Origin of the sequence: Fibrobacter sp. UWB7 (assembly GCF_900142945.1) — a bacterium.
Lineage (GTDB): Bacteria > Fibrobacterota > Fibrobacteria > Fibrobacterales > Fibrobacteraceae > Fibrobacter.
Window position 1 is genome coordinate 929,727 of record NZ_FRCO01000002.1, and the last position, 22,700, is coordinate 952,426.

Annotated in this window: 16 protein-coding genes; 9 read left to right on the top strand and 7 right to left on the bottom strand. The window is 49.1% G+C overall.

Annotated elements, in window-relative coordinates; all coding sequences use genetic code 11:
• The first annotated feature begins 10 nt into the window (after window positions 1-10).
• Both BUC30_RS09435 and BUC30_RS09440 read left to right on the top strand, forming a co-directional pair.
• Complete coding sequence (locus BUC30_RS09435) at window positions 11-3,175, top strand: efflux RND transporter permease subunit (RefSeq protein ID WP_073424594.1); 3,165 nt, start codon at window positions 11-13, stop codon at window positions 3,173-3,175.
• A 233-nt stretch (window positions 3,176-3,408) separates the two neighbouring features.
• Window positions 3,409-4,707 carry a GspE/PulE family protein gene (locus BUC30_RS09440; protein WP_073424713.1) on the top strand — a complete coding sequence of 433 codons (1,299 nt, stop codon included), beginning with the start codon at window positions 3,409-3,411 and terminating at the stop codon, window positions 4,705-4,707.
• Window positions 4,708-4,801: 94 nt separating this feature from the next.
• Here the strand turns inward: BUC30_RS09440 and BUC30_RS09445 are convergent, their stop codons facing one another.
• Window positions 4,802-5,974 carry a toprim domain-containing protein gene (locus BUC30_RS09445; RefSeq protein ID WP_073424595.1) on the bottom strand — a complete coding sequence of 391 codons (1,173 nt, stop codon included), beginning with the start codon at window positions 5,972-5,974 and terminating at the stop codon, window positions 4,802-4,804.
• Between the two features lie 27 nt (window positions 5,975-6,001).
• On the opposite strand from BUC30_RS09445, the gene murB reads away from it, so the two are divergent.
• The gene (murB, locus tag BUC30_RS09450; RefSeq protein WP_073424596.1) at window positions 6,002-6,928 is read left to right on the top strand and encodes a UDP-N-acetylmuramate dehydrogenase; all 927 of its coding nucleotides are present in this window, start codon (window positions 6,002-6,004) and stop codon (window positions 6,926-6,928) included.
• Window positions 6,929-6,937: 9 nt separating this feature from the next.
• Here murB and BUC30_RS09455 read toward each other — a convergent pair whose 3' ends face one another.
• Window positions 6,938-7,345, bottom strand: a complete 408-nt coding sequence (locus BUC30_RS09455; RefSeq protein ID WP_073424597.1) for a VanZ family protein — start codon at window positions 7,343-7,345, stop codon at window positions 6,938-6,940.
• 26 nt (window positions 7,346-7,371) lie between these two features.
• Window positions 7,372-8,919 (bottom strand): FecR family protein, encoded by a 1,548-nt coding sequence (locus BUC30_RS09460; protein ID WP_244536570.1) that lies wholly within the window; start codon window positions 8,917-8,919, stop codon window positions 7,372-7,374.
• A 154-nt stretch (window positions 8,920-9,073) separates the two neighbouring features.
• On the opposite strand from BUC30_RS09460, the gene BUC30_RS09465 reads away from it, so the two are divergent.
• Both BUC30_RS09465 and BUC30_RS09470 read left to right on the top strand, forming a co-directional pair.
• Entirely contained in the window at window positions 9,074-10,276 is a 1,203-nt protein-coding gene (locus BUC30_RS09465) for a class I SAM-dependent rRNA methyltransferase (RefSeq protein ID WP_073424599.1), read from the top strand.
• Window positions 10,277-10,391: 115 nt separating this feature from the next.
• Window positions 10,392-11,924: a xylulokinase gene (locus tag BUC30_RS09470; protein ID WP_073424600.1), complete on the top strand. Its 1,533-nt coding sequence runs from the start codon at window positions 10,392-10,394 to the stop codon at window positions 11,922-11,924.
• A gap of 169 nt (window positions 11,925-12,093) precedes the next feature.
• Here the strand turns inward: BUC30_RS09470 and BUC30_RS09475 are convergent, their stop codons facing one another.
• Entirely contained in the window at window positions 12,094-13,407 is a 1,314-nt protein-coding gene (locus BUC30_RS09475; RefSeq protein ID WP_244536571.1) for a tetratricopeptide repeat protein, read from the bottom strand.
• A 98-nt stretch (window positions 13,408-13,505) separates the two neighbouring features.
• On the opposite strand from BUC30_RS09475, the gene BUC30_RS09480 reads away from it, so the two are divergent.
• A complete protein-coding gene (locus BUC30_RS09480; RefSeq protein WP_073424602.1) occupies window positions 13,506-13,751 on the top strand; it encodes a hypothetical protein in 246 nt (81 codons plus the stop codon).
• 244 nt (window positions 13,752-13,995) lie between these two features.
• Here the strand turns inward: BUC30_RS09480 and BUC30_RS09485 are convergent, their stop codons facing one another.
• Window positions 13,996-15,003, bottom strand: a complete 1,008-nt coding sequence (locus BUC30_RS09485; RefSeq protein WP_073424603.1) for an FISUMP domain-containing protein — start codon at window positions 15,001-15,003, stop codon at window positions 13,996-13,998.
• 88 nt (window positions 15,004-15,091) lie between these two features.
• On the bottom strand, window positions 15,092-15,862 hold the full coding sequence (locus BUC30_RS09490) for a phosphatase PAP2 family protein (RefSeq protein WP_073424604.1): 771 nt from the start codon (window positions 15,860-15,862) through the stop codon (window positions 15,092-15,094).
• A 157-nt stretch (window positions 15,863-16,019) separates the two neighbouring features.
• Here BUC30_RS09490 and BUC30_RS09495 point away from each other — a divergent pair, with 157 nt between their 5' ends.
• The gene (locus tag BUC30_RS09495; protein WP_235002810.1) at window positions 16,020-16,973 is read left to right on the top strand and encodes an ArsR/SmtB family transcription factor; all 954 of its coding nucleotides are present in this window, start codon (window positions 16,020-16,022) and stop codon (window positions 16,971-16,973) included.
• A gap of 239 nt (window positions 16,974-17,212) precedes the next feature.
• Complete coding sequence (locus BUC30_RS09500; RefSeq protein ID WP_073424605.1) at window positions 17,213-19,822, top strand: YfhO family protein; 2,610 nt, start codon at window positions 17,213-17,215, stop codon at window positions 19,820-19,822.
• A gap of 366 nt (window positions 19,823-20,188) precedes the next feature.
• Here BUC30_RS09500 and ilvC read toward each other — a convergent pair whose 3' ends face one another.
• The gene (gene ilvC / locus BUC30_RS09505; protein WP_073424606.1) at window positions 20,189-21,667 is read right to left on the bottom strand and encodes a ketol-acid reductoisomerase; all 1,479 of its coding nucleotides are present in this window, start codon (window positions 21,665-21,667) and stop codon (window positions 20,189-20,191) included.
• A gap of 266 nt (window positions 21,668-21,933) precedes the next feature.
• Between ilvC and BUC30_RS09510 the strand changes: the two genes are divergently transcribed.
• Window positions 21,934-22,650 (top strand): NYN domain-containing protein, encoded by a 717-nt coding sequence (locus BUC30_RS09510; protein WP_073424607.1) that lies wholly within the window; start codon window positions 21,934-21,936, stop codon window positions 22,648-22,650.
• Window positions 22,651-22,700: the final 50 nt, after the last annotated feature.

The window sequence follows — 22,700 nt, forward strand, 5'->3', positions numbered from 1 at the left end:
AGAATAGCCAATGATTAAAGCCAGTATTTACAAACCAATCACCATGCTCATGGTCATCTTGACCGTGGTGGTGTTCGGTCTTTATACCTATTCCATGATGGTGGTGGACTTGATGCCGAAATTCGAAGTCCCCGTGGTTACGGCCACCATCATTTACAAGGGCGCAAACCCTGAAGAAATCGAAACCACAATTATCAAGCCGATTGAAGAACAGGTGGAACTCGTGGACGGTATCGACTACGTGCAGTCCATCTGCTTGGAAAACTACGGCATTATCGTCGCCATGTTCAACATGGGCGTGAACGTGGACGTTGCCGCAAATGACGTGCGTTCCAAGGTGGACCTCGCCTCTGCGGACTTTCCGGATGCAGTACAGGCGCCGATTATTTCGAAGGTCGATATTAACGGTGCTGCCATCATGGCAATCTCGTTCACCGGTCCTCTAAACTCTACAGAACTCCGCCAGAAAGTCGAAGACGAAATCGAACCGCTCTTCACTTCTGTTTCCGGTGTTGCTAGCGTCGATATTTTCGGTGGTACAACCCGCCAGATCGCCATCGAAGTCGACAAGGAAAAAATGATGGACCGCGGTGTTGATATCGGCACCATGATGGGCCTTTACGGCATGTCCAACGTAAACCTCCCGATTGGTGAAGTTATCGGCAAGCACAAGAACACGTCTGTGCGTACCGCAGGTAAGTTCAAGAACCTCGATGAAATGCGCAACATGGAAATTCCGACGGAAAAGGGAGTCGTCAAGCTCTCTGAAATTGCCGTCGTGAAAGATACCATCGAAACAATTACATCGACTTCCCGCTTTAACGGCATCAACTCAGTCGCTCTCGATATCAAGAAACGCTCCGATGCAAACGTCGTGGAAGTTTCCAGAGGCGTGCTCAAGCGCATGGCAGAAGTCAACAAGACTCTCCCGGAAGGCTTCAAGCTCACGCTCATTTACGACAAGTCCGAAGCCGTGAACGAATCTATCGATAACGTTATCCAGAACATCATTATCGCAATTGCGCTTACCGCAGGCCTCCTGCTCCTGTTCCTCGGCAAGTTCTCGACGATGATTATCGCGGCTCTCACGATGCCGATTTCCGTGATTGGTGCATTTACGCTCATGTACTTTGCAGGCTTTGGCATCAACATGATGTCCCTCATGGCTCTTTCAAGTTCCGTGGGTCTGTTGGTGACGAACTCCATCGTGGTGCTCGAAAACATCAACAACAAGCTTTTGCAAGGTCTTGATCCGAAGGAAGCTGCATACAAAGGCACCTCAGAAATCATGATCGCCATCATGGCATCAACGCTTACAAACGTTGCCGTGTTCGTGCCTATCGCATTCATGAAATCCATCGTGGGTATCTTCTTTAGAACATTCGGTATGACTATGGTGTTTGCAACGTTCGTGTCACTCCTCGTGACATTCACGCTGACACCGCTCATGGCAGCCTACTTGTTCAAGGGCAAGAAGAAAGATGAAAACGGCAATATCATCGAAGAAAAGCCGGGCATTATCGAATCCGCTCTTGGAATTTTCCCGAAGATTTTGAACGGATTCCGCTTCGTTTACTTGAAAGCTCTCGGTTTCTGCCTCTCTATCCCAGGTGTGATTTTCCAGGTTCTCGCTCTCGCTGCAACACTTTATTTTGTCGGAACCCTCGCCAAGAACAACTTGACTGTTGAACTTACCCCGAGACAGGACCAGGGCATGATGAGCATCAAGCTCGAAATGCCTGTGGGTACAAACATCGAGACAACCGATAGCGTGGCTCGTATTATAGAATCCCGCGTCAAGGATATTCCTGAAATTGTTCACTACAGTATGAACGTGGGTGGTTCCAACGGCTTTACGACCGTAAACCAGGCCACCATGCGTGTTAGACTCTTGAAGGACTGGGAAAAGAAGAACAATCCCAACTGGAAGGGCAGACATCGCAGTACGGACGAAATCGTCGACTCCATCCGTCCGTACCTCGCCAACATTCCAGACGCCTACATTTCCGTAAAGTCCACCTCCGCCTCTGAAATGCAGAACAACTCCGCTGGCGATGTGGTGCTCGAAGTGAGCGGTCTCCATGCAGACTCCGTCATCAAGGCATCACAAATCGTCCTTGACCGAGTCCAGCAAAAGATTGACGGCATCGTGGATATCAAGACGAGCTATGAAGCCGGTAAGCCTGAAATCCGCTTGATCCCGAACCGTGCCGCCATGGCCGACTATGGCGTAACGCTTGAAACAGTCGCAAACTACAACTACATTGCAGTGAACGGTTTCGAAGCAGGCCAGTACACCGAAGACGGTGAAGAATACGACGTTTACGTACGCTTGATGGAAAAGGATAGGCAGAGCCATGCCGACATCGAAGACCTGCCTGTCAAGACACCGAAGGGCTACGTAAGTGCTAGCGAACTCTTCCACATCGAAGATGGTGCTGGTCCGACACGTATTGACCGTAAGCGCAAGATGAGACGTGTTGACGTTTCGATGAACTTGCTCCCGGGACATACGACCGGTGAAATCATGGGCAAACTCACGGAACTTACAAACAGCATGAAGGACGAACTCCCAGAAGGCATCACGTTCAGCTTCGGTGGTAACGCCGACATGCAGAACGACATGCAGAAGGAATTCATGACGGCAATCGTGATGGCTATTATCCTCACCTACATTTTGCTCGTCGCTCTTCTCGAAAGCTTCATGCAGCCGTTTATCATCATGACGACCATCCCGATGGGTGCAATCGGCGTGCTCCTCGCCCTTATCATTACCGGCAAGGCACTCTCCATGATCGCTCTCATGGCTATCGTTATGTTGATTGGTGTGGTGGTGAATAACGCTATTCTTTTGCTCGACGAAGCAAACCGCCTGTTGCGTAGTGGAAGCATGGGCCGCCGCTCGGCAGTGCTTACAGCCGCAAAAGCCAAGTTCCAGCCGATTATGCTTGCAACGCTTGCCTCCGTGATTGCACAGCTCCCGCTTGCATTCGCTCTCGGTGGTAACGTCGCTGCCATGACGCAGCCGATGGGTATTGCTTCTGTGGGTGGTTTGATTGTGTCCGCAGTGCTTACCATGTTCCTTGTGCCGACATTCTTCTGGCTCCCGAACGCCCTCTTTGGCAAGGCAAAGAAAGGCGCTCGCAAAGTCAAGGCAAAAATGAGCAAGGCTTAATCGAGTTTCATTAGACAACTCCGCAAAGTCCCCCTCTCCGGGGGACTTTTTTGCATTTATAGCCATTGGCTATTAGTCAATAGTATTTAGCCATTGTTTTTTATAATCGCGGCTTCGCCGCCAAACTTTAACAAACAACTAATGACCATCGACCATTAACTACTTTGCAAACAGTTGGTTGCAAAATTTGCATGGATATGTTTTTTCGTGATTTTTGTTTGTATTTTACGGGGATGAATACAAAAAACTTGTCCAAAAAATGGTGTCAGAAAAACGGAATTGCGGTTGTTGAAAGCGCCGAGGAAAGCACAGAGGAATGCGCCGAGTCCCTAAAAATCGCCGTGCAGAACGCAAACGATGAATTCCTTCTCGAAAAAATCCGCTTTGTCACACAGCAACGCATTATACCTGAACAGCACTCCCCAGCTGAAATCAGGCTCATGCATAACCACGCCGAATCAATCGATGACGAAGATTTACTCCAGCATCTCAATCATCTCGAGATTTCACGAAATTCTTCTTGGGAATCGGAACCGATTATAAACCTCGTCGATAACCTTATCGTCAAGGCGCTCCAGAAAAAAGCGACCGACATTCACCTCGAACCGTTGGCAGATTCACTCCGCGTGCGATTCCGCATCGACGGGCTTTTAACAGAATACAGAACATTCCCGCAATGGCTCGCCGAGCCTGTACTGATTCGCCTCAAGGTCATGGCCAATGTCGATATCACGGAACGCCGATTGCCGCACGACGGAAGTTTCGCCTTTGAAGATTTTCACGAGAAAGTGAATGTTAGACTAAGCACCATTCCCGTCAATAACGGCGAGAAATGCGTACTGCGATTACTCCCCGCTAACGACTCCGCACAAACGCTCGACAGCCTAGACTTTAGCGAAACTACACTCCAAGCCATTCGGAAAATTTTCAGCGCGCCACAAGGACTGTTCCTCGTTACAGGCCCCACCGGAAGCGGCAAGACAACAACGCTTTATGCAGGCCTCCGAGAGATCATCCAGCGAAAAATCAATGTCACAACTATTGAAGATCCAGTGGAATACGAACTCCGCGGAGCAAATCAAGTTCCCGTCAACGAAAAATGCGGATTCACATTCGCCGTTGCATTGCGTTCTATTTTGCGTCAGGATCCGGACGTGATTCTCGTCGGAGAAATCCGCGATGCAGAGACCGCACAAATTGCATTGCAAGCCGCACAAACAGGGCATCTCGTATTGAGTACATTGCACACAAACAGCGCAAAAGCAGCGGCGATGAGACTTCTTGATTTAGGCGTTCAAAAGAGTATCTTGGACGAAGCTTTACTTGGAGTTTTTGCGCAGCGCCTCGTAAGGAAACTTGATAAAACAACTTCTTGCGATTCCACACCACAATACAAAGGCAGAACAGTCGTCTGTGAATTGCTATTACCCAACAACACCTACGCCGACGGCACCATGCAAGAAAACGCCACCCACCTCATCCAACAAGGAATCACCACCGAAGAAGAAATTAAGAGAGTGCTAGGATCATAATAATTCTTATTCAGCAAATCAAAAAGCATTGAATCCGTTTAAAGCGAGAATAGTTTATTAAAATAAAAACAGAAGAAGTGAACTATTTCTTAGTTCACTTTTTCCCACCAAACCAATCGTTGATGTCTTCGCCTTCTTTCATCGACAATTTGCCGAATTGATCCACGCCATCACCGAGCACAACCGTGCGGATTCCCGCCTGAGCAAAGACAGTCTGCAAATACTCCGTGCCACTGCGCCCCGCTTCATCTTTATCTAGGCAAAGCACGACACTCTTGTTTTTAAAGAGCGGGAGCCATTCTGTCTTGAAAGAACGCACGCCCGGGATTCCAATTGCAGCAATGCGTTGTCCCAAGAACGTGAGCGTATCAACCACCCCCTCGCAAAGGTAAACCCACCCCGGCCTTTCATCAAGCGCGGAAACATTGTACGGGAACGGCACCGTTCCGCGCAAGTTCAGTTCCTTCGGCACAACCGTGCTATCGATTGCGCGCGCCTGAAAATAAAACGAACGACGTTTGGTATCGAGATACGGGAAAAATAGCGGATGCTTGTAATACCTCAAGTTCCCTTTTTCGCTGAAAAGACCCACGTACTTGAGGACTTCCAAATCGTAAGTTTCCTTGAGTTTGTTGTTGAGTGCACCGTAATCCGTAATCGTGCGCAAAAGCATTTTATCCCAAATCGGCTTGTAAATGCGGCGACGTGCAAGGTATGCAGCCGCGGGCGTCTTGTCGACAGGACTCAACATTTTCAAGAACGAGAGGATAATCTTCTTGCGTTCATCTTCACTCACAAGCTCTTTTGCAGACTCGGGAGAACGGTATTCAAGAGCGGCATCACGGACTGCCGTTTTCGCAACAAGCGCTGCACTTTGTTCAGGCGACACATTCGAAGCAGGAGCTCGATTCGGCATCGTTGATGCAGAGGCGGAATTCGTCGTTGATACGCGATTTTGCGCCTGAGGCTTTGTCCCACGCAACAGGAATCCATACGTTTCCTTGAGCCAGTTCAAAGCTTCTAGGAACGAGCAATTCTTGACAAACTGCACAAGCGAAATTACATCACCACGAACGTCATCGCAAACCCAGCAACGGAATGTTCCACGTTCTTCGGAGAACGATACAGACGGAGTTCTATCGCCATGCGCATGGCGTGTCGGGAAAAAGCAACGACAACGGCCACGCACCACCGGAAGGCCTAAATCCATAGCCACCGTCGTAATCGAGAGTGCAGCCTTAAATTGTTTGAGTTCCTCTTCTGTCATTGCACCAAGAATATATATATTTTCGTCATGATTATTCAAGAAAATGTACCGATGAGCGAGCACACGTCCTTTAAAGTAGGCGGTCCCGCACGATATTTCGTCAAAGCAGAATCCGTAAGCGATATTAAGGAAGCAATAGCATTTGCAAACGAGCGCACACTCCCGAGCTACATTCTCGGCAAGGGCACGAACATGCTCGTCTCTGATAGCGGATACAACGGTGTCATCATCCAGCTCGGTAAATTTTTCTCGGAAATCACAAATCTTAGCAACGGGAAAATCAGGGCCAGAGGCGCCACGCCACTTGCCCGCCTCGCCCGCTACACGATCAACGAAGGACACGCAGGCATCCACAAGCTTGCAGGCATTCCCGGAAGCCTCGGCGGTGCGATTTACATGAACGCAGGTGCTTACGGTCAAGATGTTTCGCAAACCTGCATCGAAGTCGAAAGCATCGATTCTGCCGGCAATTTGCACACGCGAACCGCAGCCGATTGCGCCTTCAGCTACCGCCATAGCATTTTTCAGGAACTCGCCGCATCTTGCGAAAATGCAGAAACAATTCTTTCTGCCACATTTCAGCTTACGCCCGCAACAGAGCTTGGCAAGACCGCCAAGAATCTCGAAAGCGAAATGCAGGAATGCATGACAAAGCGCCGCAATTCGCAGCCGCTTTCCATGCCCAACGCAGGCAGCACATTCAAGCGTCTTGATGCCGGCGCCGCCGAAACGCCAACACAAATCGCACCAGGTTACTACATCGAACAGGCGGGTCTAAAAGGCTACCGCATAGGCGGCGCCGAAGTGAGCCGTGTGCATGCGAACTTTATCGTAAACGCAGACCATGCTACCGCCGCAGACATCAAAGCACTCAGCGAATACGTTCAGAAAGTTGTCGCCGAAAAATTCGGCATTAACCTTCACAGAGAAGTGATTCTGCTCGGCGAATTCTAAAAAGACAGTCTACTTCACAAGCGGATCGTACTTGTTCAAAATTTTCACGACGAGCCAATAGACAAGTCCGCCAATCATACCGCCAAGCGTATCGGCAATCAAGTCATAACCGCTACAGTCACGACCTTCCACAAAGCTCTGGTGGTATTCGTCCGTGCAACCGTAAGCAAGCGCAACAGCCATAATAATCAGCACCTTGAGCCACGGCTTTATAGACCACTGTCCGCGCGCCCACCACATGCAAAAGCATCCCGCCAAAGTGGCATATTCACAAGTATGCGCAAGCTTATCCCACACATGCGGGAATCCTTCGAGTTCATAAGAAGTCATCGAAGAAATTTTGAAAATAATTGCCATGCAGAGGATGGCAGGGACTTTTCTAAAAAACGGATACTTGTCAAAGAGCGATTCAAACATGCGCCCAAATTTAGCTTTTGTAAAAGCTATTCGTTCTTGAGCAAGCGCTTGGAGACGACATTTTTGTATTCTTCTTCTGCCGTCATGTCGTTGATTCGGTTACTCTTCTTGCCATCTTCGTAATTTTCGAAGAAGCAATACGTCTCATAAACTTTCCTTGCCTTGATCTTTTTGCCGTTTACAAATGTGGCGACAATTTCAAAATGGGCTATTCGATTCTGCTTGAGGCGAATCGGCAATTTAAATGAATTTGTCATCAATTCATCGTCTGCAAAAGTCTTTACCACAACACCCTTGCGTTTCACGATAATCTTCTTGATCTGACTCAAGTCCGAGCCCATCAGTCCAGCAACACTAAAGCGAAGCGTCGCCGGGATATCACGCTCTTCGGGCAATACGTGAATGCGTTCACGACCAGAACCTTCTATGACAATCGAAGGCTTGAGTTTTTTTGGCTGGACCGTATCCTTAGCAGCCGTAGACTTGCGTTCATTAGCCTTCGTCAAGACTTCCGCCATCTTCGCCGAAACAAAGTTCGTATGCCAGGTATGGCAAATGTATTCCACTTCGCCATTGCTGCAATTCACAACAAAATGCTTCGGACCAAACGCTGTAGAATCAGCCCATTCAAACGTACGCCTGTAGAGTCCGCTTTCAGGAATCGTATCGACAATTCCAAGCACAGAAACTAAGCTTCCTGGGATAAACAACGCTTCAAGCGCTACACTCGGCTTGCCAATGTATTCATTCAAGACCTTCGGCTTAAACTCAATCTGCGAGCTCTTTATGAATGCTTCCGATTTTTTCTTGTAGGCTTCATCAAATTCCAACAGCATCGTTTCGAGTTTGTCGAGATTCAACCTTGCAGCGCGCACACCAAGTTCAGTAGCAGCTCCCGTTGCAATAGAATCAAGAGCACGAGCTAAAATAAGCGTACCCGAACTTGCAAGCGATAAAATCTTTAAGCCATTCATATTGGCAATCAAAGTCTGTCCGCTCTTGACCGACTGCGCCGTATCGGTTTTCACCGCCACGTCAAGACGACCTTCCTTAAGCGACGAGATTTCCAACCCATCAACATTTTCAATAAAGCCCGCCGTTCCACGAACAACTGACGAAACATTTTCCGTACGGATTTCAAACTCGTCCTTGACCGCCTGTTTCTGCACATCAAACAATAACTTTCCATGGTGGAGTGCAACGGTCATTCTTGTTTTCAGTTCATACGCTTTAGTGACTTCAATAGCCATCTCAGACCGGCCATCGGTCTTGAGCGCAGAACCGTCATCAACAGAAATAACAACCGAAGAACCCGCCTCAGTCACAATCGATGATTTTTCATGAACGGATAAGCCGACTTTCAACGACTTGGCATGGCTATCAGCAGTCTTCACATGGGCATCGCCCACAACGCTCTGGACAACGCCATTAAACAAAGGCTTTTCGGGAACCGCATTTAACGATTCTTTTTTGGAGGATTCAGAATCACCACAGGCAGAAAAAGATACAGCAAAAACGAGGGCCAAGCCCAAAAGTCCAACCCTAAAAATATTTGCTTGAGTCTTTCCTACCATGTTTTTTAATCTAGTAATTAAAATTTCAAAAAAGAAATTTACAATCACTTTTCCCCCTCGATTAAAAACAATAATTTGCGCACCGTCACACGTTTTATGAACCACACAAATACGTGACAAAATAAATATAACTAAAAATTCTAAATTTTCACCTATGAAAGCAATTACATTGAAAGCCGGGCGTGATAAATCAGCCCTCCGTTACCACCCGTGGATTTTTAGCGGCGCCATTGATGAAGTTGTTGGCGACCCCGCTCTTGGTGACGTTGTCGAAGTTTATAGCTACCACAGCGATTTTTTGGGCCTTGCAGCCTATTCCCCGAAATCCCAGATTCGAGGCCGTTTCTGGACATTCGGGACCGAAGGAAAGAACGTCAAAATTGACCGCGAATTCTTTAGCGACATTTTGGACCGCGCCATCGCCTCCCGCAAGAGCCGTGGGTTCGACATCCACGACAAGGAATGTGCATTCCGCCTTGTGAACGCCGAAAATGACGGCATTCCGGGTTGCATCATCGACAAGTATGCCGACATCTACTCCGTCGAAATCCTTGCTGCAGGCGCCGAAGTCAATCGCCAGATTATTTACGAATTGCTCGCCGAAAAGACAGGCTGCCGTGGCATTTATGAACGCTGCGATTCCGAAGTCCGCAAAAAGGAAGGCCTCCCCCTCCGCACAGGCGTCGTGTTTGGCGAAGTCCCGGACGAGCCGGTCATCATCAACGAAAACGGAATTTTGTTCCCGATTGACGTAAAGAACGGACACAAGACCGGCTACTACCTCGACCAGCGCGATGCCAGACGCCGCGTAGGCGAACTCGCTCGTGGCAAAAAGATGCTCAACTGCTTCTGCTACACCGGCGGCTTTGGTCTGTACGCTCTCCGTGGCGGTTGCGAAAAGGTTTATCAGGTCGATGTTTCCAAGGATGCCCTCAAGCTCGCCAAGGAAGGCATCATGCGTAACAAACTAAGCACGGCTCATGCAACCCATGTTGAAGCCGATGTGTTCCAGTACTTGCGCAAGTGCCGTGACAAGGCAGAGACGTTCGACTTCATCGTACTTGACCCACCGAAGTTCGTCGAAAGCAAGGACAACTTGCAGAAAGGCGCCCGCGGTTACAAGGATATTAATTTGCTTGCAATGAAGCTCCTTGCCGAAGGCGGCATGCTCGCCACGTTCAGCTGTTCCGGCCTTATGGAAATGGACTTGTTCCAGAAGATTATCGCCGATGCCGCAGCCGACGCCCACCGTCGCGTGCAGATTATCGAGCGTTTTGGACAGCCCGCGGACCACCCCGTGAACACAGCCTTCCCCGAAGGACAGTACCTCAAGGGGCTCCTAGTCCAGGTCGTGTAAAAAGAACGTAAAAGCTTTCAAAAAACTTACTACACAGGTGACAAAGCCTGTGTAGTTTTTTTATAATTTCAGCAGAAGAAAAAGGTATATGTGGACGGTTTTATAGAGGTCACAAATGTATCTAGTCACTTACGACATTGGCAACTCCTTTATAAAAGCAACGCTCACAAAAATTGCTAATTCAATTGAGTTTGTGGGAGCAACGGTAGTCAATACCCACAGCACAACAACGCTTGGCGGAAAAGGTGTCGAACAGAGCACCGAGCAATGGTGGGATTCCATCTGCCGCAGCACAAAAGAACTCCTCAAAAATTACGGGATTTCAAGCGACCAGATCAAGGGCATCAGTTTCTGCTCCCAGATGAACGCCACCGTACTCGTTGATGAAAACGGCAATACCGTCCGACCGCCCATGACGTTCCTCGACAGGCGCGCCGACAAAGAATTTAAGGACTACTTCAATCACGGATTGAAAATTCACGGATTGAACATATGGAAGCTCATCAAGGCGATGCGACACACATGCATGGTGCCAGTCGGAGCTTACAGCCCCATCTGGAAATACAAGTGGGTACAAAACAACGAGCCCGAGAATTTTGCACGAGTCGATAAATTCCTAGATGTTGGCGATTATCTTTTGTACAAAGCCACAGGACGACTCGTCCGCACAGAAGACTCCGCATTCTGCACCGCACTCAACGATTGCCGCAAAGGGCATTCCGGCTGGAGTCATACGATGGCAAAGGCCTATGGCATCAAAGAAACGCACTTGCCCGAAATTGTGCAGAGCACCGACATCGTCGGTCGCATTACCGCCACAGCAGCCGAACAGATGGGTCTAGAGAAAGGAACTCCAGTCATTGCAGGTGGTGGAGATGTCGCCATGGTCGCTGTTGGCTGTGGCAATATTCAAAATAACCAGACTAGCATTTACTGCGGAACATCAGGCTCTGTCTGCACGGTCGTTGATAGAATCATCCAGTTTGCAGACATCATGATGATCGCGGTCAAGGGACCGGATCCCAAGCAAAAATACTTGTACGGCGAACTTGAAACCGCAGGCAAGTGCTTCGCCTGGGCTCGAGAACTTATCGGCAAGCTCGACAATTCGCAATACAGCTACGAAGAATGCGCTTCGCTCGTTTCGAAAGCGGAACCCGGCGCACATGGGCTTATGTTCACGCCGTTCATGAACGGTTGCAAGACGCCGTTTGAAGACGGAGATATCCGCAGTACGCTTTCGGGCATCAGCTTAGAAACTACTCGTGGCGATTTGCTCCGCGCTGTTATCGAAGGCATCTGTTTCCACTTCCGCTGGCTCTTGGAATGCCAGGCCAAGAAGTGCAAGATTTCGGACACGATCCGCTTTGCGGGTGGGCTTGCGAGAATCAACATCATGAACCAGATTCTCGCCGATGTGACCGGGCATACGATTGAAACGGTCAAGCATCCGCAGTACGTGGGAGCGCTCGGCGCCGCCGCAGTTGCTGCAATCGGGCTTGGACAAATGAAGTTCGAAGACATCCACAGCTACATCGAAATCACAAACACGTACACGCCAAATCCTGAGAATCACGAGATTTACAACAAACTCTACAAGAAATTCTTGGATAAAGTCAAGAGCGATCGAAAGCTTGTGAAAGGATAATTTTTCTCAAAAATTTTTTCAAAAAAGGCGATACCCGCCCTTCGACAAGCTCAGGGACCTGAGCGGGCATGACATCTTAAAAACAATGAAGCCGGGACAAGCCCGGCATAACATTGTTCAAAATTTTTCAGTTGTAACTAAAAACTATAGACCATTGACTAATGGTCAATTAGCGTTTGTTGCGCGGGAGTTCGCTAGCATGCTTTTCAAGCCATACAGCGTCTTCGAGAGCGCGTTCAGCTTCGGTTGCCCAGTCGGAATCCGGGAATTCACGAACAACATCACGATAGCGCGTTACAGCACTGTGGAAGTCACGCATTTCGCGATAGATGTTGCCCATCTGGAGCATCGCAAAGTAGCGTTCGTCCGGCGTGATTTCATTTTCGAGCAAAGCCTTGTACATCTGGAGAGCGGCTTCGTGATAGCCATCCGCATAAAGTGCATTGGCGTTGGCAATGGAATTCGAAGCGGTCGGAGCAACGTCTTCCTTCTGCGGTGCAACATCAACAGACTTCGACTTGTCGTTCCCGCTCTTCTTAGCTTCCTTCAAAGCTTTGGCTTCGGCTTCTTGCATTGCCTTTTCTTCGGCAGCGGCACTAGCGACAGCGTTAATTTCAGCCAAACGGTCTTCGGCAGACTTGCGGAACTTGGCATCCGGAGCGGCCTTCTTCAAGTATGCAGCAAGGTACTTCTTTTCTTGATCGGTACGCTTGCTCTTCTGGTTAATCTTTGCCAAATAGTAGTTAGCGTCGTTACCGCGTTCCTTGTACGAAAGTCCCTTCTTCAAGTTGAACTCGGCCTTGTCGTATTCTCCCATCTCATAACGGGTTAAGCCCGCATAGAAGTACGCACCGGCGTCGCCAGGCTTCTTCGAAAGAACTGTTCTCCAAAGCGGAGCGGCTTCAGCATAGCGGCCTTCGGCAAGCAAAGCCTTGCCCTTTTCAAACGGATCTTCAGAAGCGGTAGCCGTTGCAGGCGCCGTTTGAGCAACCTTCGGAGTTTCAACCTTTGCAGGAGCTGCGGTCTTAGCCGGTTCAGCCTTTGTAACAGGAGCAGTTTGTGCGGGCTGTGCAGTCTTTGCAGGTTCTGCTTTAGCCTCAGCCTTCGGCGTACTTGCAGCAGCCTTGCCGCCCTTCATCTTAGCACGTTCAGCATCAGCCTTAGCCTGCTGGCCCATGGTTTCATAAGCCTTAGCGGCACCTTCGTACGCTTCTGTCAAACTCGGATCATAACCATAAGCGAGGCGGAAGTTAGCCACAGCCCCCTTATAGTCCTTCATCTTCATGCGAACCTTGCCTGCCGCCATATAAGCTTCAGTATTCTTCTTATTTTCAGCCAACATGGCTCGGTATTCACCAAGAGCCTTATCATATTGACCCTTGGCCTCAAAGCGGGCACCCTGTTCAATACGGGGGTCCACAGCCCAAGCTTGAGACAAACCAACCAACAACGCAAGCGCAATAAAAGACAATTTCTTGTTCATGTCGAAAAATTTAGTAAAAAGCATTGACTTTACGACACAGATTGACGATATTACTAGCAGAGACACGGATAATTTTAATTATCAGCAAAGGAGAAAAAATGAAAATCACTGAAGCCGTCGATAAATATAAAGCCGATGAACAGGAGCTCATCATCGAAGCCTACGAACGTGAGGGTGGCGACACCGAAGATGTGGATCTCATCCTCCTTGACCGCATTTGTGCACGACTTGGACTTGGGCTCGACAACGAAGACCTAGACAACGACGACATTGCCGAAGAAGTCAATTTTGATGATTACGGGAGCCATTTCGGAGACGTGTCCGAAAGCGAGGATGAACTGTAAAATTTTAAAGTGACATTTAATGACATAATCTTTATCTAATTTTTAGACAGTTAAAGATAAACATTAAAGGTCACACATGTTCAATACGCACTATCCTCTTAGCCCGAGCAAAATTTTTCTTCTTTCCTTAACCGTAATCGTCTTCGGGCTTTTCGTTTACCTCTCGGGGAGTTTCGCCACAGCGACAGTATTTTCTATACTGTACGCTTTTTTTGCTGTTGCCGATTAATAGACGAGCGAAGCATCAATCCGCAACGCAGCGGACATAAAGTCCCTTGTAAACGCTGACATCGGTTCGTTCGATATCCTTGTCAGAGCGATTGAATTCCCACGAACGGGCGGTATTTTCCTGGACAGAGCTCTTGGACCAGTAATGTCCAGAATTAAATCCATCGCAGAAATTGTCCCAATCCTGGCAACCACCCTGCCCTAGATTATCCCAATCCAGCGTCGCACGGTCTTTCTGGAAATCACGCCATTCGCCGTCATCTGGCAAATGCCAACCCGGAGGGCAAGCCTTGAGCGCATCTTCGTAAGTGTAATAGCGCCCGAATTTTTCGCAGAAAGACTTATCTTCAACATAACACTGCTTTGCAGAGGTCACACTGAATGCAAGATTTTTCATCATCCAGATTTTACCACCGCGAACGCCAACCTTGTACTTTTTGTTATCGCGTTTATCTGTAAAAATCATATCCTTCGGAGAGATATTCTTTTCGGCAAACTGGTCGCGAGGGAAAACGCAACGAATCTGGACAGCATCGGCTTCTTCGATATCCACGTACTTTGTGGTTCCACGTTTGGTTTCAAGCCTTATAGCATGATTCGCCGGACCGCGCACTGCAAAATAGACGAAGCCCTTTCTAGCATTTACCACTTCATCTTCTTCAAACTTGTAAAATCCACGTGAAGAATTCCCAACAAAATCACTCATATTCTGCATTTTGTCGGAACCAGAAAACTTATCTTCGATGAGTTCATCCCAATCCGTTTCATCCGGGATTTGCGAACCTTCCGGGCATGACGCCTGCCAGCTTTCGCTACGATAAAAAGGGATTCCGTTTTCGTCGGTAAAATGTGAGGTCTTGCTGTACTTAAGACTTTGCTTAAACCAGTTTAACGACCCTGATGGAATTCCGCGATAAACGCGCCCATCTCTATAATCCTTAAACTCTGCTGCGTAATTATGGCTGACCACAGACACGGTCAAAATTGCTACGGCACACAAACGATGCCACACCTCATCCAACATCAAAAAAACCTCACAAACATAGTCGACTTACGAAGTAAGCCTACACAATATATATACGCTTTTTCGTAAAAAATGCTATAAAAAATTGTCAAAAGTAAAAAATTGCGCCAATATTGCCCGGAAATGCCCAAAAAGCAATATTCTTTTTACAAATCTCATGCAATTTGAGGACTCCAAGGCTCACACCCGTCCCCATGAGCGATCCAACTACCACATCAGTAGGATAATGTTTACCAGCAACAACACGCAAGGCACCAACAGCCGCTGCAAGAGTCAAAGACGACGCCCAGACGAGACTTTTGTACTGGGAGTTCGGGTAAATTTCAGAGAACCATTCGCCCGTAAACACCGCCACCGTAAACGCAGCCGAAGCATGTCCTGAGTAAAACGAGCCATAAGCTTCCCCACGTGCAGACTCCGCTTTTTTGCGGCCTTCGCCGCGTTCAGCGTAAATGAAAGGACGCGGCCACAACTGCGTCGAACGGACAAGCTGATTCAAGGCATTCTGCAAGGCAACCGCTTCCACAAACATGAGCGTAAAGGCACCAAAGTCATGACCGTCAGCATCGCCCTTGTACCAGGAGTACCCTGCCAACGCCAAAGGTGCAACCGCCAAAGCTCCCGAATAATGGCTCACTGTAGTCGCCCACCCGCTGTAATGCCCCGCAAACGGGCGGTCCCAAGGCAACAGTTCGGATTTAGGCTTCAAGTCGCTTGATGAAATTTTCGACATCCCGTAGTACTGATAAACACCCAGCACAGAGGTCATGACGATTCCAAGCGAGAGCGGGACATCCAAGCGAACAGAGACTTCGTAATGGCGAGGTGCGGGATTTTCTACGGGGAATGCGCCGGACATGTTCCGAGATGCGTCGGGCGTACTCAAAGCAAGCGTTGATGAACACAACACCGCAAAAAGCGCTCGAAACAAGCTTTTAAATCGCCCAGAAAACATCAAAAGTCCATTAAAAATTTATATTCACAAAGACAAACATAAAAAAGTATTGGCGGACCACGTGACAAATTCGAATTTAAACCAGAACCGAGAACCCATCATCCCGAACATGGAACTTTTTGGAGCCATTTCCGACGAAATGCGCCTCAAGATACTGCTCCTACTGGACCAGTCCGAATTTACAGTCAACGAAATCAAGGACATTCTGGATATCCACCAGAGTAACGCCAGCCGCCATTTGGCAAAGCTTTCGCAATGCGGGCTCGTAAAAGACCGTCGCGATGGCATCAAGGCTTATTACCGCCTGAGCGAAGAACTTTACATGAGCAGCCGCCTGTTGCAGATTATCCGTGAAGCCTACGACGAACTGCAGGACAAGGATATTCTCAAATGCCGCGCCGCACAAGCGCTCGAAGAACGCACCGACAAGACCAAGGGACAAATTCACAAGCTCGACCAGGCAGGCGGTAGCCTCAAAGCGCAAATCAGCCTGTTCAGCAAGCTCATGGTGCCGTTCGAAAACGCCGTGGACATCGGTTGCGGCGAAGGCGGCGACCTCTCGCTCATGCTCGCAAGCCGTTGCAAAAACGTGACCGCCCTCGACTACGATCCAAAAATCATTAGCGGTTTTCAGCAGATTTTGCGCCAGAAAGGCATCGAAAACGTGACGCCGAAAGTCGCCGACATGACGCAGACGGGCCTCCCGTCCAACTACGCAGACCTCGTCTTGATGAGCCAGGTTTTGCACCACGCGACCGACCCGCGCCTTGCCCTGAAGGAAGCGACCCGTATCTTAAAACCGGGTGGAATGCTCGCGCTTTTGGACCTCGCCCAGCACAAGGAAGAATCGTTCCGCACGACACACGGCCACATTTGGCTTGGTTTTGAACGCAGCCAGCTTGAATTCTTTGTGAAGGAGCTCAACTGCAAGGTGGTCGAGAGCGAAATCATCCCGAGTGAAAACGAAGTCGACAAAAAGCTCCCCGTGATTTGCATGATCATCACGAAAGAGTAAAAAAATTACTAATATCTTTATTAAAAATAAGCCAAGGAGAAACCTTATGGGAAAATTGATTAAGTACGTCGTCATCGCCGCAGTGTGCATTATTTCTGCATTCGGCATCTACAGTCTCGTCAAGACCGCCAAGACCGACGAAAACACGCTCGAATAATCTCGATAGCAAATTCGTTCAAAAGCAAACAATTTAACAAACCGTAGTGGGACACCTCTGCGGTATTTTTATATTTCCTGACATGAATTTTCTCAATAAGAAACCCGCATTCTTTGTGGCAATGGCCACAGTTTTCTTTGCGATTTTGCTGTTTGTCTTCCGCGATTTCGCATTCGATTCCAGTCAACTCATGCTCAACAGCGACCAGCTGAACGGCATTGGCAGCCGCATTTTGCGCACGTTCGACGTCATCCTCACGGAATGGGACGATAGCCGCCTTGGCGGTGTCCCGACGATTGACGCGCTCTTTGCCGACGCTTACCACCCGCTCGTGTGGACGCAGTTCATCATGGATCCGGCACGCGCCGTCGGTTTCAAGTTCATCTTGACCGTGTGGGTTGCCTTCATGAGCGCCATGCTCCTCGCCTGGAACTTAACCGGCAACAAGTGGTGGGGTTCACTCCTCGGGTTCCTTTACGCATTTTCGCCGGAATACTTCACTTACATTTACGGCGGCCACGATGGAAAGATGATGGTTTTCGCCATCGCTCCGTTGGCTCTCCTTGCCATCCGCAAAATTGTCCGCGACGGTAGCCTCCCCTACCTCATCGTCTTTGCACTGAGCATCACATGGATGATTCTCGGAAGCCACTTGCAGCTCACGTATCTCTTCTTGTGGGGTGCAGGGCTTTACACGCTCTACGAAGCCGCATTCCATTGCAACACGCTTGCTGTACGCGGTAAACGCGTCGGGCTTGCAGCCGCAGCACTCGCCTTTGGACTTGCCCTCAGCTGCTTCCAGATTGTACCGCCCTACCTCTACACCACGACGCAATCCGTTCGCGGTGAAGGCGAACATACCAATTACGGTCACGCCGTGAGCTGGTCCTTCCACCAAGAAGAAATGGCGCAAATGCTCATTCCGGGATTTATCGGTGTCGACGTCTACGAGCAAGATGAAAAGTCCAATTCGTTCAAGGGCAGTTCCTTTGTCGATGTGACGATGGACGAATACCGCAAGATGGCTGAAGCCGGCAGTCAAGGCAGCCCGTTCTACTGGGGCCATAACAGCTTCAAACTCGACCACAACAACGCTGGCGCACTCCTCACGTTCCTCGGATTCCTCTGCTTGTTCCTCCCGGGCAAGCGCCGTTGGGCAAGTTTCTGGGGACTCGGTGCTGTCGTTGCTTTGAGCTACGGCATGGGCGACCATTCCCCGCTCTTCAAGCTCTGGTACAATATTCTGCCGGGCGTCAAGAACTTCCGCGCTCCGGGCATGGCTCTCTTCTGGCTTCCGCTCTTGCTCGTGATGATGGCTGGTCCTGTACTCAAGGCCATCTCTGATGAAAGCGAAAATGCCGCCAAGAACCGTCGCGCACTGTTGCACGGAACAGCGATGTTCGTCATTCTACTTTTGCTCGTCGTGATTGCTCGTTTCAACTGGACACTCTTTATCAGCCCGTTCGGATTTGTCGTTTGCCTCGCCTACGCAGTCGCATGCCTCGGTGTGATGAGCCTCGACGATCAAGGCAAAGCAATTAACGTCAAGAACTTTGTGGACGCATTCAAGGCAAAACTTCCGGGAACATCGAGAGGTGTCCAGGCTGCCGTCGTTATCGGATTTGCAGTCATCGGCATTTTCCTCATGAGCGGACAAAAACTCCTGAACGATCCGGTTACCGCCCCGTACTTCAAGCCGCTGAATGAAGTCGTGATGAACATGACCGCCTCGAAAATTATCCCGAGCTTCGTCTTGATTCTCGTCGTCATTGGCACAAGCATTGCCGTATTCAAATGGAAAGGGAGCACGCCCGCCAAGGTCGGAATCCTCGCCCTTGTCGCAGGCATCGAACTTTTGACCATCAATGGCGCATTTATCCAAAACGTTCCCGCCAGCGAATACTTGCAGCCGAACAACGGCGTTGTTGCCGCCCTCAAGGCACCGTACAAAGCCGACCCGATCAACCAGCCACGCGTACTTTCGCTCTCCCGCCATAAAGCTTTCGGCGCAAACATTTTCCCGCAGTACCACATGCGTAATGCGGACGGTTTCCACGACAACGAACTTGCAAGCTACCGCGAATTCCGTGGCGGTCAGGGCAATGCGAACTATCTCTTGAACATCAACGACCAAAGCGCACCGCACCCGTTCCTTGACTTGATGAACATCAACGCCATCATCTTCGACACGCAGCGCGGAACAAGCTACATGCCGATTACAACCGCCATGGGCGAAGCCTACATCTACGGGGAATCCACCACGATGGATGATGCCAAAGCCATTGACGCGCTCAAGAACGGCTTTGAATACCGCGAAAAAGTCATCCTCTCCGAAGAACCGCAAAACAAGGGCGAAGGCGGAGTCGCACAGGGCAAGGCAAAGCTTGTCGCAAGCCCCAAGATGGACACGCAAGTGTTCCAGGTCGAAAGCGACCGCGCAGGTTTCATGGTTGTCGCAGGCAACTACCACCCCTACTGGAAAGCAACCGTCAACGGCAAGGAAGCCAAGGTCTACAAGGCATTCGGCGACCTCCGCGCTGTCGAAATTCCGAAGGGCAAATCCGAAGTCCGCATGGAATATCGCTCTAAGCCGTTCCACGCCTGCCTCAAAGTCAGCTTGCTTGCCGCAATTCTGCTCATCGCCTTCGGCGCATACCTCTTCGTGAAAAACAAAAAAGCGCAGAAAGCATAATACGTGAATCGCGCGACGCATCTGTAATACGAGATGCGCGAATTTCAATAACGGGATGCGCACAGTTCCGTAACGAGACTCGCAAATTTCACTACAAGACGCTCGCCAAACGCGAGCGTTTTTTCGTACACAAAAAAAATCCCGCCAGGGGTTACCTGACGAGATTTTAAAACGTTCAAAGCTATGAACTGCGGTATCTACTTCCCCGCTAAGTATAAGCGAGCGAGACAAAGCCGCAGACCCCGAAGCTGTACAAGTAGTACAGCGAGAGGGTCGAGAAAATCCTTGAGGCGAATGCAGCGCAAGCATATTTATATGCTTGCATTGCTGAGCCGATTGGATTTCTGCAACGCCGCTAGACGAAGCTTAGACAACTTTCGTCATGCCGCTCATGCGGTCACGCAGCCAAGCACCGACTTCTTCCACCGGATGCTGACGGATGTTCTTGTTCACCTTGATGAGTTCTTCGTTATCGACAGCGTTGGTATTGCCTTCGTTGAAGATATCGCCAATGTCGCCCTTCTTGACTTCGTTCTTCATGAAGTCTGCGAGGAGAGGAACGCACTTGTTAGCAAAGAGGTAGCAGCCGTATTCTGCAGTATCGCTGATGACGCGGTTCATTTCGAACAGCTTCTTACGAGCGATGAGGTTTGCAATAAGCGGAGTTTCGTGGAGGGATTCGTAGTAAGCGCTCATCGGCTTGATGCCCACAGAGCACATGGTTTCGAATGCGAGTTCCACACCGGCCTTGATCATAGCGGTCATGAGAACGCCACGATCGAAGTATTCCTGTTCGGTGATCTGCTTGTCAGTTGCGGCAACCTTTTCGAATTCGAGTTCGCCGGTTTCGCCACGCCACTTGAGGAGGTCCTTGTCGCCAGCTTCCCAGTCGACCATCATCGTGCTGGAGAACTTGCCAGAGATGATGTTGTCCTGATGTTCCTGGTAGAGCGGCTTCATGATCTTCTTCATCTTTTCAGCAAGTTCCGTTGCGCGGATCTTAGCCGGGTTGGAGAGACGGTCCATCATGTTCGTGATGCCACCATGCTTGAGGGCTTCGGAAATCGTTTCCCAGCCGTACTGGAGGAGCTTCACAGCGTAAGCCTTGTCGATACCGAATTCCTTCACCATCTTGTCGTAGCAAAGGATCGTACCGGTCTGGAGCATACCGCAAAGGATGGTCTGTTCGCCCATGAGGTCAGACTTCACTTCGGCGACGAAAGAGCTTTCGAGAACGCCCGGACGGTCAGCGTGGAGACCAGCAGCGTAAGCCTTGGCATAGTCCCAGCCCTTGCCTTCAGGGTCGTTTTCCGGGTGGACAGCGATAAGGCACGGCATGCCGAAACCACGGAGATATTCAGAACGAACTTCGGAACCCGGTCCCTTCGGAGCGACCATGATCACCGTGATGTCCTTGCGGATTTCCTGACCTTCTTCGACGATGTTGAAGCCATGGCTGTAGGAGAGAGCTGCGCCCTTCTTCATGAGCTTCATGATAGCCGGGATCACGTTGTGGTGCTGCTTATCCGGTGTGAGGTTGCAAACGAGGTCTGCATCCGGAATCATTTCTTCATAAGTACCGACCTTGAAGCCGTTTTCAGTAGCGTTCTTCCAGGACTGGCGCTTCTGTTCGATGGCTTCCTTGCGGAGCGTGTAGGAAACATCCAAACCGCTATCGCGAAGGTCGAGACCCTGATGGAGACCCTGAGCACCGCAACCGACGAACACGATCTTCTTACCCTTGAGGGCTTCAACACCACGGCTGAATTCAGAATGTTCCATGAAACGGCAGTGGCCAATTTCTTCGAGTTGGCGACGCATAGGGATAGAGTTGAAATAATTCATTTTTTTGAACCTCTGTTAAGTAAAATGTTCCAAGCGGAAAGATAGCAAAGTAAAGTGGAAAAAGTTACTAGTTTCCAGCCACTAATTACTAGAAAACGTAAAAAAACGGGACTGGAGGGGGAAGCCTCCCCCTGATTGCAGCCCCGGCACGCCGGGTCTTCCATCACCCCTACTGCGGGCGCTCAGTCGCCGCCCCGCAACGCCCCGGCTTCATCAGCAAAAAATTTCATTTTTATTCTTCTAAAAATTATCCTATATTCCTTAACATGGATTCAGAAAAGAAAATTTCACTTATTATCGATTGTGATAACGCAAAACCAGACGCCATCTATGGTATCATGGAAGAACTGTCCAAATTCGGAGAAACAAGTATTCGAAAAGCTTACGGCAACTGGAAAGGCAATAATCCTTGGGAAGACGTTTTACATCCTTTTGCAATACAACCAATTCAACAATTTCCATACACAAAAGGGAAAAATGCAACTGATCTTGCTATTACAATAGATGTTATGGAAATTTTATTCACAGAAAGCATTGATATTTTTGCAATTGTAAGTAGCGATTCAGACTTCACCCCACTCGCAATGAAATTAAGGTCAAAATCAAAACAAGTCATTGGATTTGGGGAAGAAAAAACACCGCAACCATTCATAGATGCCTGCAACTCATTTATATATATAGACAAATTCAAAAAACCAACCGATACAGATGCAACAACCAATGATATCAAGCAACAGGATCGCAACAAGCTACGTGGTAATGCCAAAATAATGAATGCAATACGCACGGCAATAAAAGAGGAAGCGGAAGAAGCTGGTTGGGCTGTAGCATCAAAAGTTTCACAGCAAATAAACCGAATAATATCTTTAAGCCCCAAGAACTTTGGCTACTCAAAATGGCAATCCCTAATTCGAGCAACCGACTATTTCGAAGAAAGCAAAAATTCCAAAGGTCAACTAGTATTTCGAATCAAGAACAAATAACAACTCCAAGAAACTACTATCTATTCGCAGCTACTCCGTCCCTCATAGGC

Coding starts and splice junctions, on each gene's coding strand:
- BUC30_RS09435 (WP_073424594.1), top strand. CDS start 11: ATGATTAAAGCCAGTATTTACAAACCAATCACCATGCTCATGGTCATC.
- BUC30_RS09440 (WP_073424713.1), top strand. CDS start 3,409: ATGAATACAAAAAACTTGTCCAAAAAATGGTGTCAGAAAAACGGAATT.
- BUC30_RS09445 (WP_073424595.1), bottom strand. CDS start 5,974: ATGACAGAAGAGGAACTCAAACAATTTAAGGCTGCACTCTCGATTACG.
- murB (WP_073424596.1), top strand. CDS start 6,002: ATGATTATTCAAGAAAATGTACCGATGAGCGAGCACACGTCCTTTAAA.
- BUC30_RS09455 (WP_073424597.1), bottom strand. CDS start 7,345: ATGTTTGAATCGCTCTTTGACAAGTATCCGTTTTTTAGAAAAGTCCCT.
- BUC30_RS09460 (WP_244536570.1), bottom strand. CDS start 8,919: ATGGTAGGAAAGACTCAAGCAAATATTTTTAGGGTTGGACTTTTGGGC.
- BUC30_RS09465 (WP_073424599.1), top strand. CDS start 9,074: ATGAAAGCAATTACATTGAAAGCCGGGCGTGATAAATCAGCCCTCCGT.
- BUC30_RS09470 (WP_073424600.1), top strand. CDS start 10,392: ATGTATCTAGTCACTTACGACATTGGCAACTCCTTTATAAAAGCAACG.
- BUC30_RS09475 (WP_244536571.1), bottom strand. CDS start 13,407: ATGAACAAGAAATTGTCTTTTATTGCGCTTGCGTTGTTGGTTGGTTTG.
- BUC30_RS09480 (WP_073424602.1), top strand. CDS start 13,506: ATGAAAATCACTGAAGCCGTCGATAAATATAAAGCCGATGAACAGGAG.
- BUC30_RS09485 (WP_073424603.1), bottom strand. CDS start 15,003: ATGTTGGATGAGGTGTGGCATCGTTTGTGTGCCGTAGCAATTTTGACC.
- BUC30_RS09490 (WP_073424604.1), bottom strand. CDS start 15,862: ATGTCCGGCGCATTCCCCGTAGAAAATCCCGCACCTCGCCATTACGAA.
- BUC30_RS09500 (WP_073424605.1), top strand. CDS start 17,213: ATGAATTTTCTCAATAAGAAACCCGCATTCTTTGTGGCAATGGCCACA.
- ilvC (WP_073424606.1), bottom strand. CDS start 21,667: ATGAATTATTTCAACTCTATCCCTATGCGTCGCCAACTCGAAGAAATT.
- BUC30_RS09510 (WP_073424607.1), top strand. CDS start 21,934: ATGGATTCAGAAAAGAAAATTTCACTTATTATCGATTGTGATAACGCA.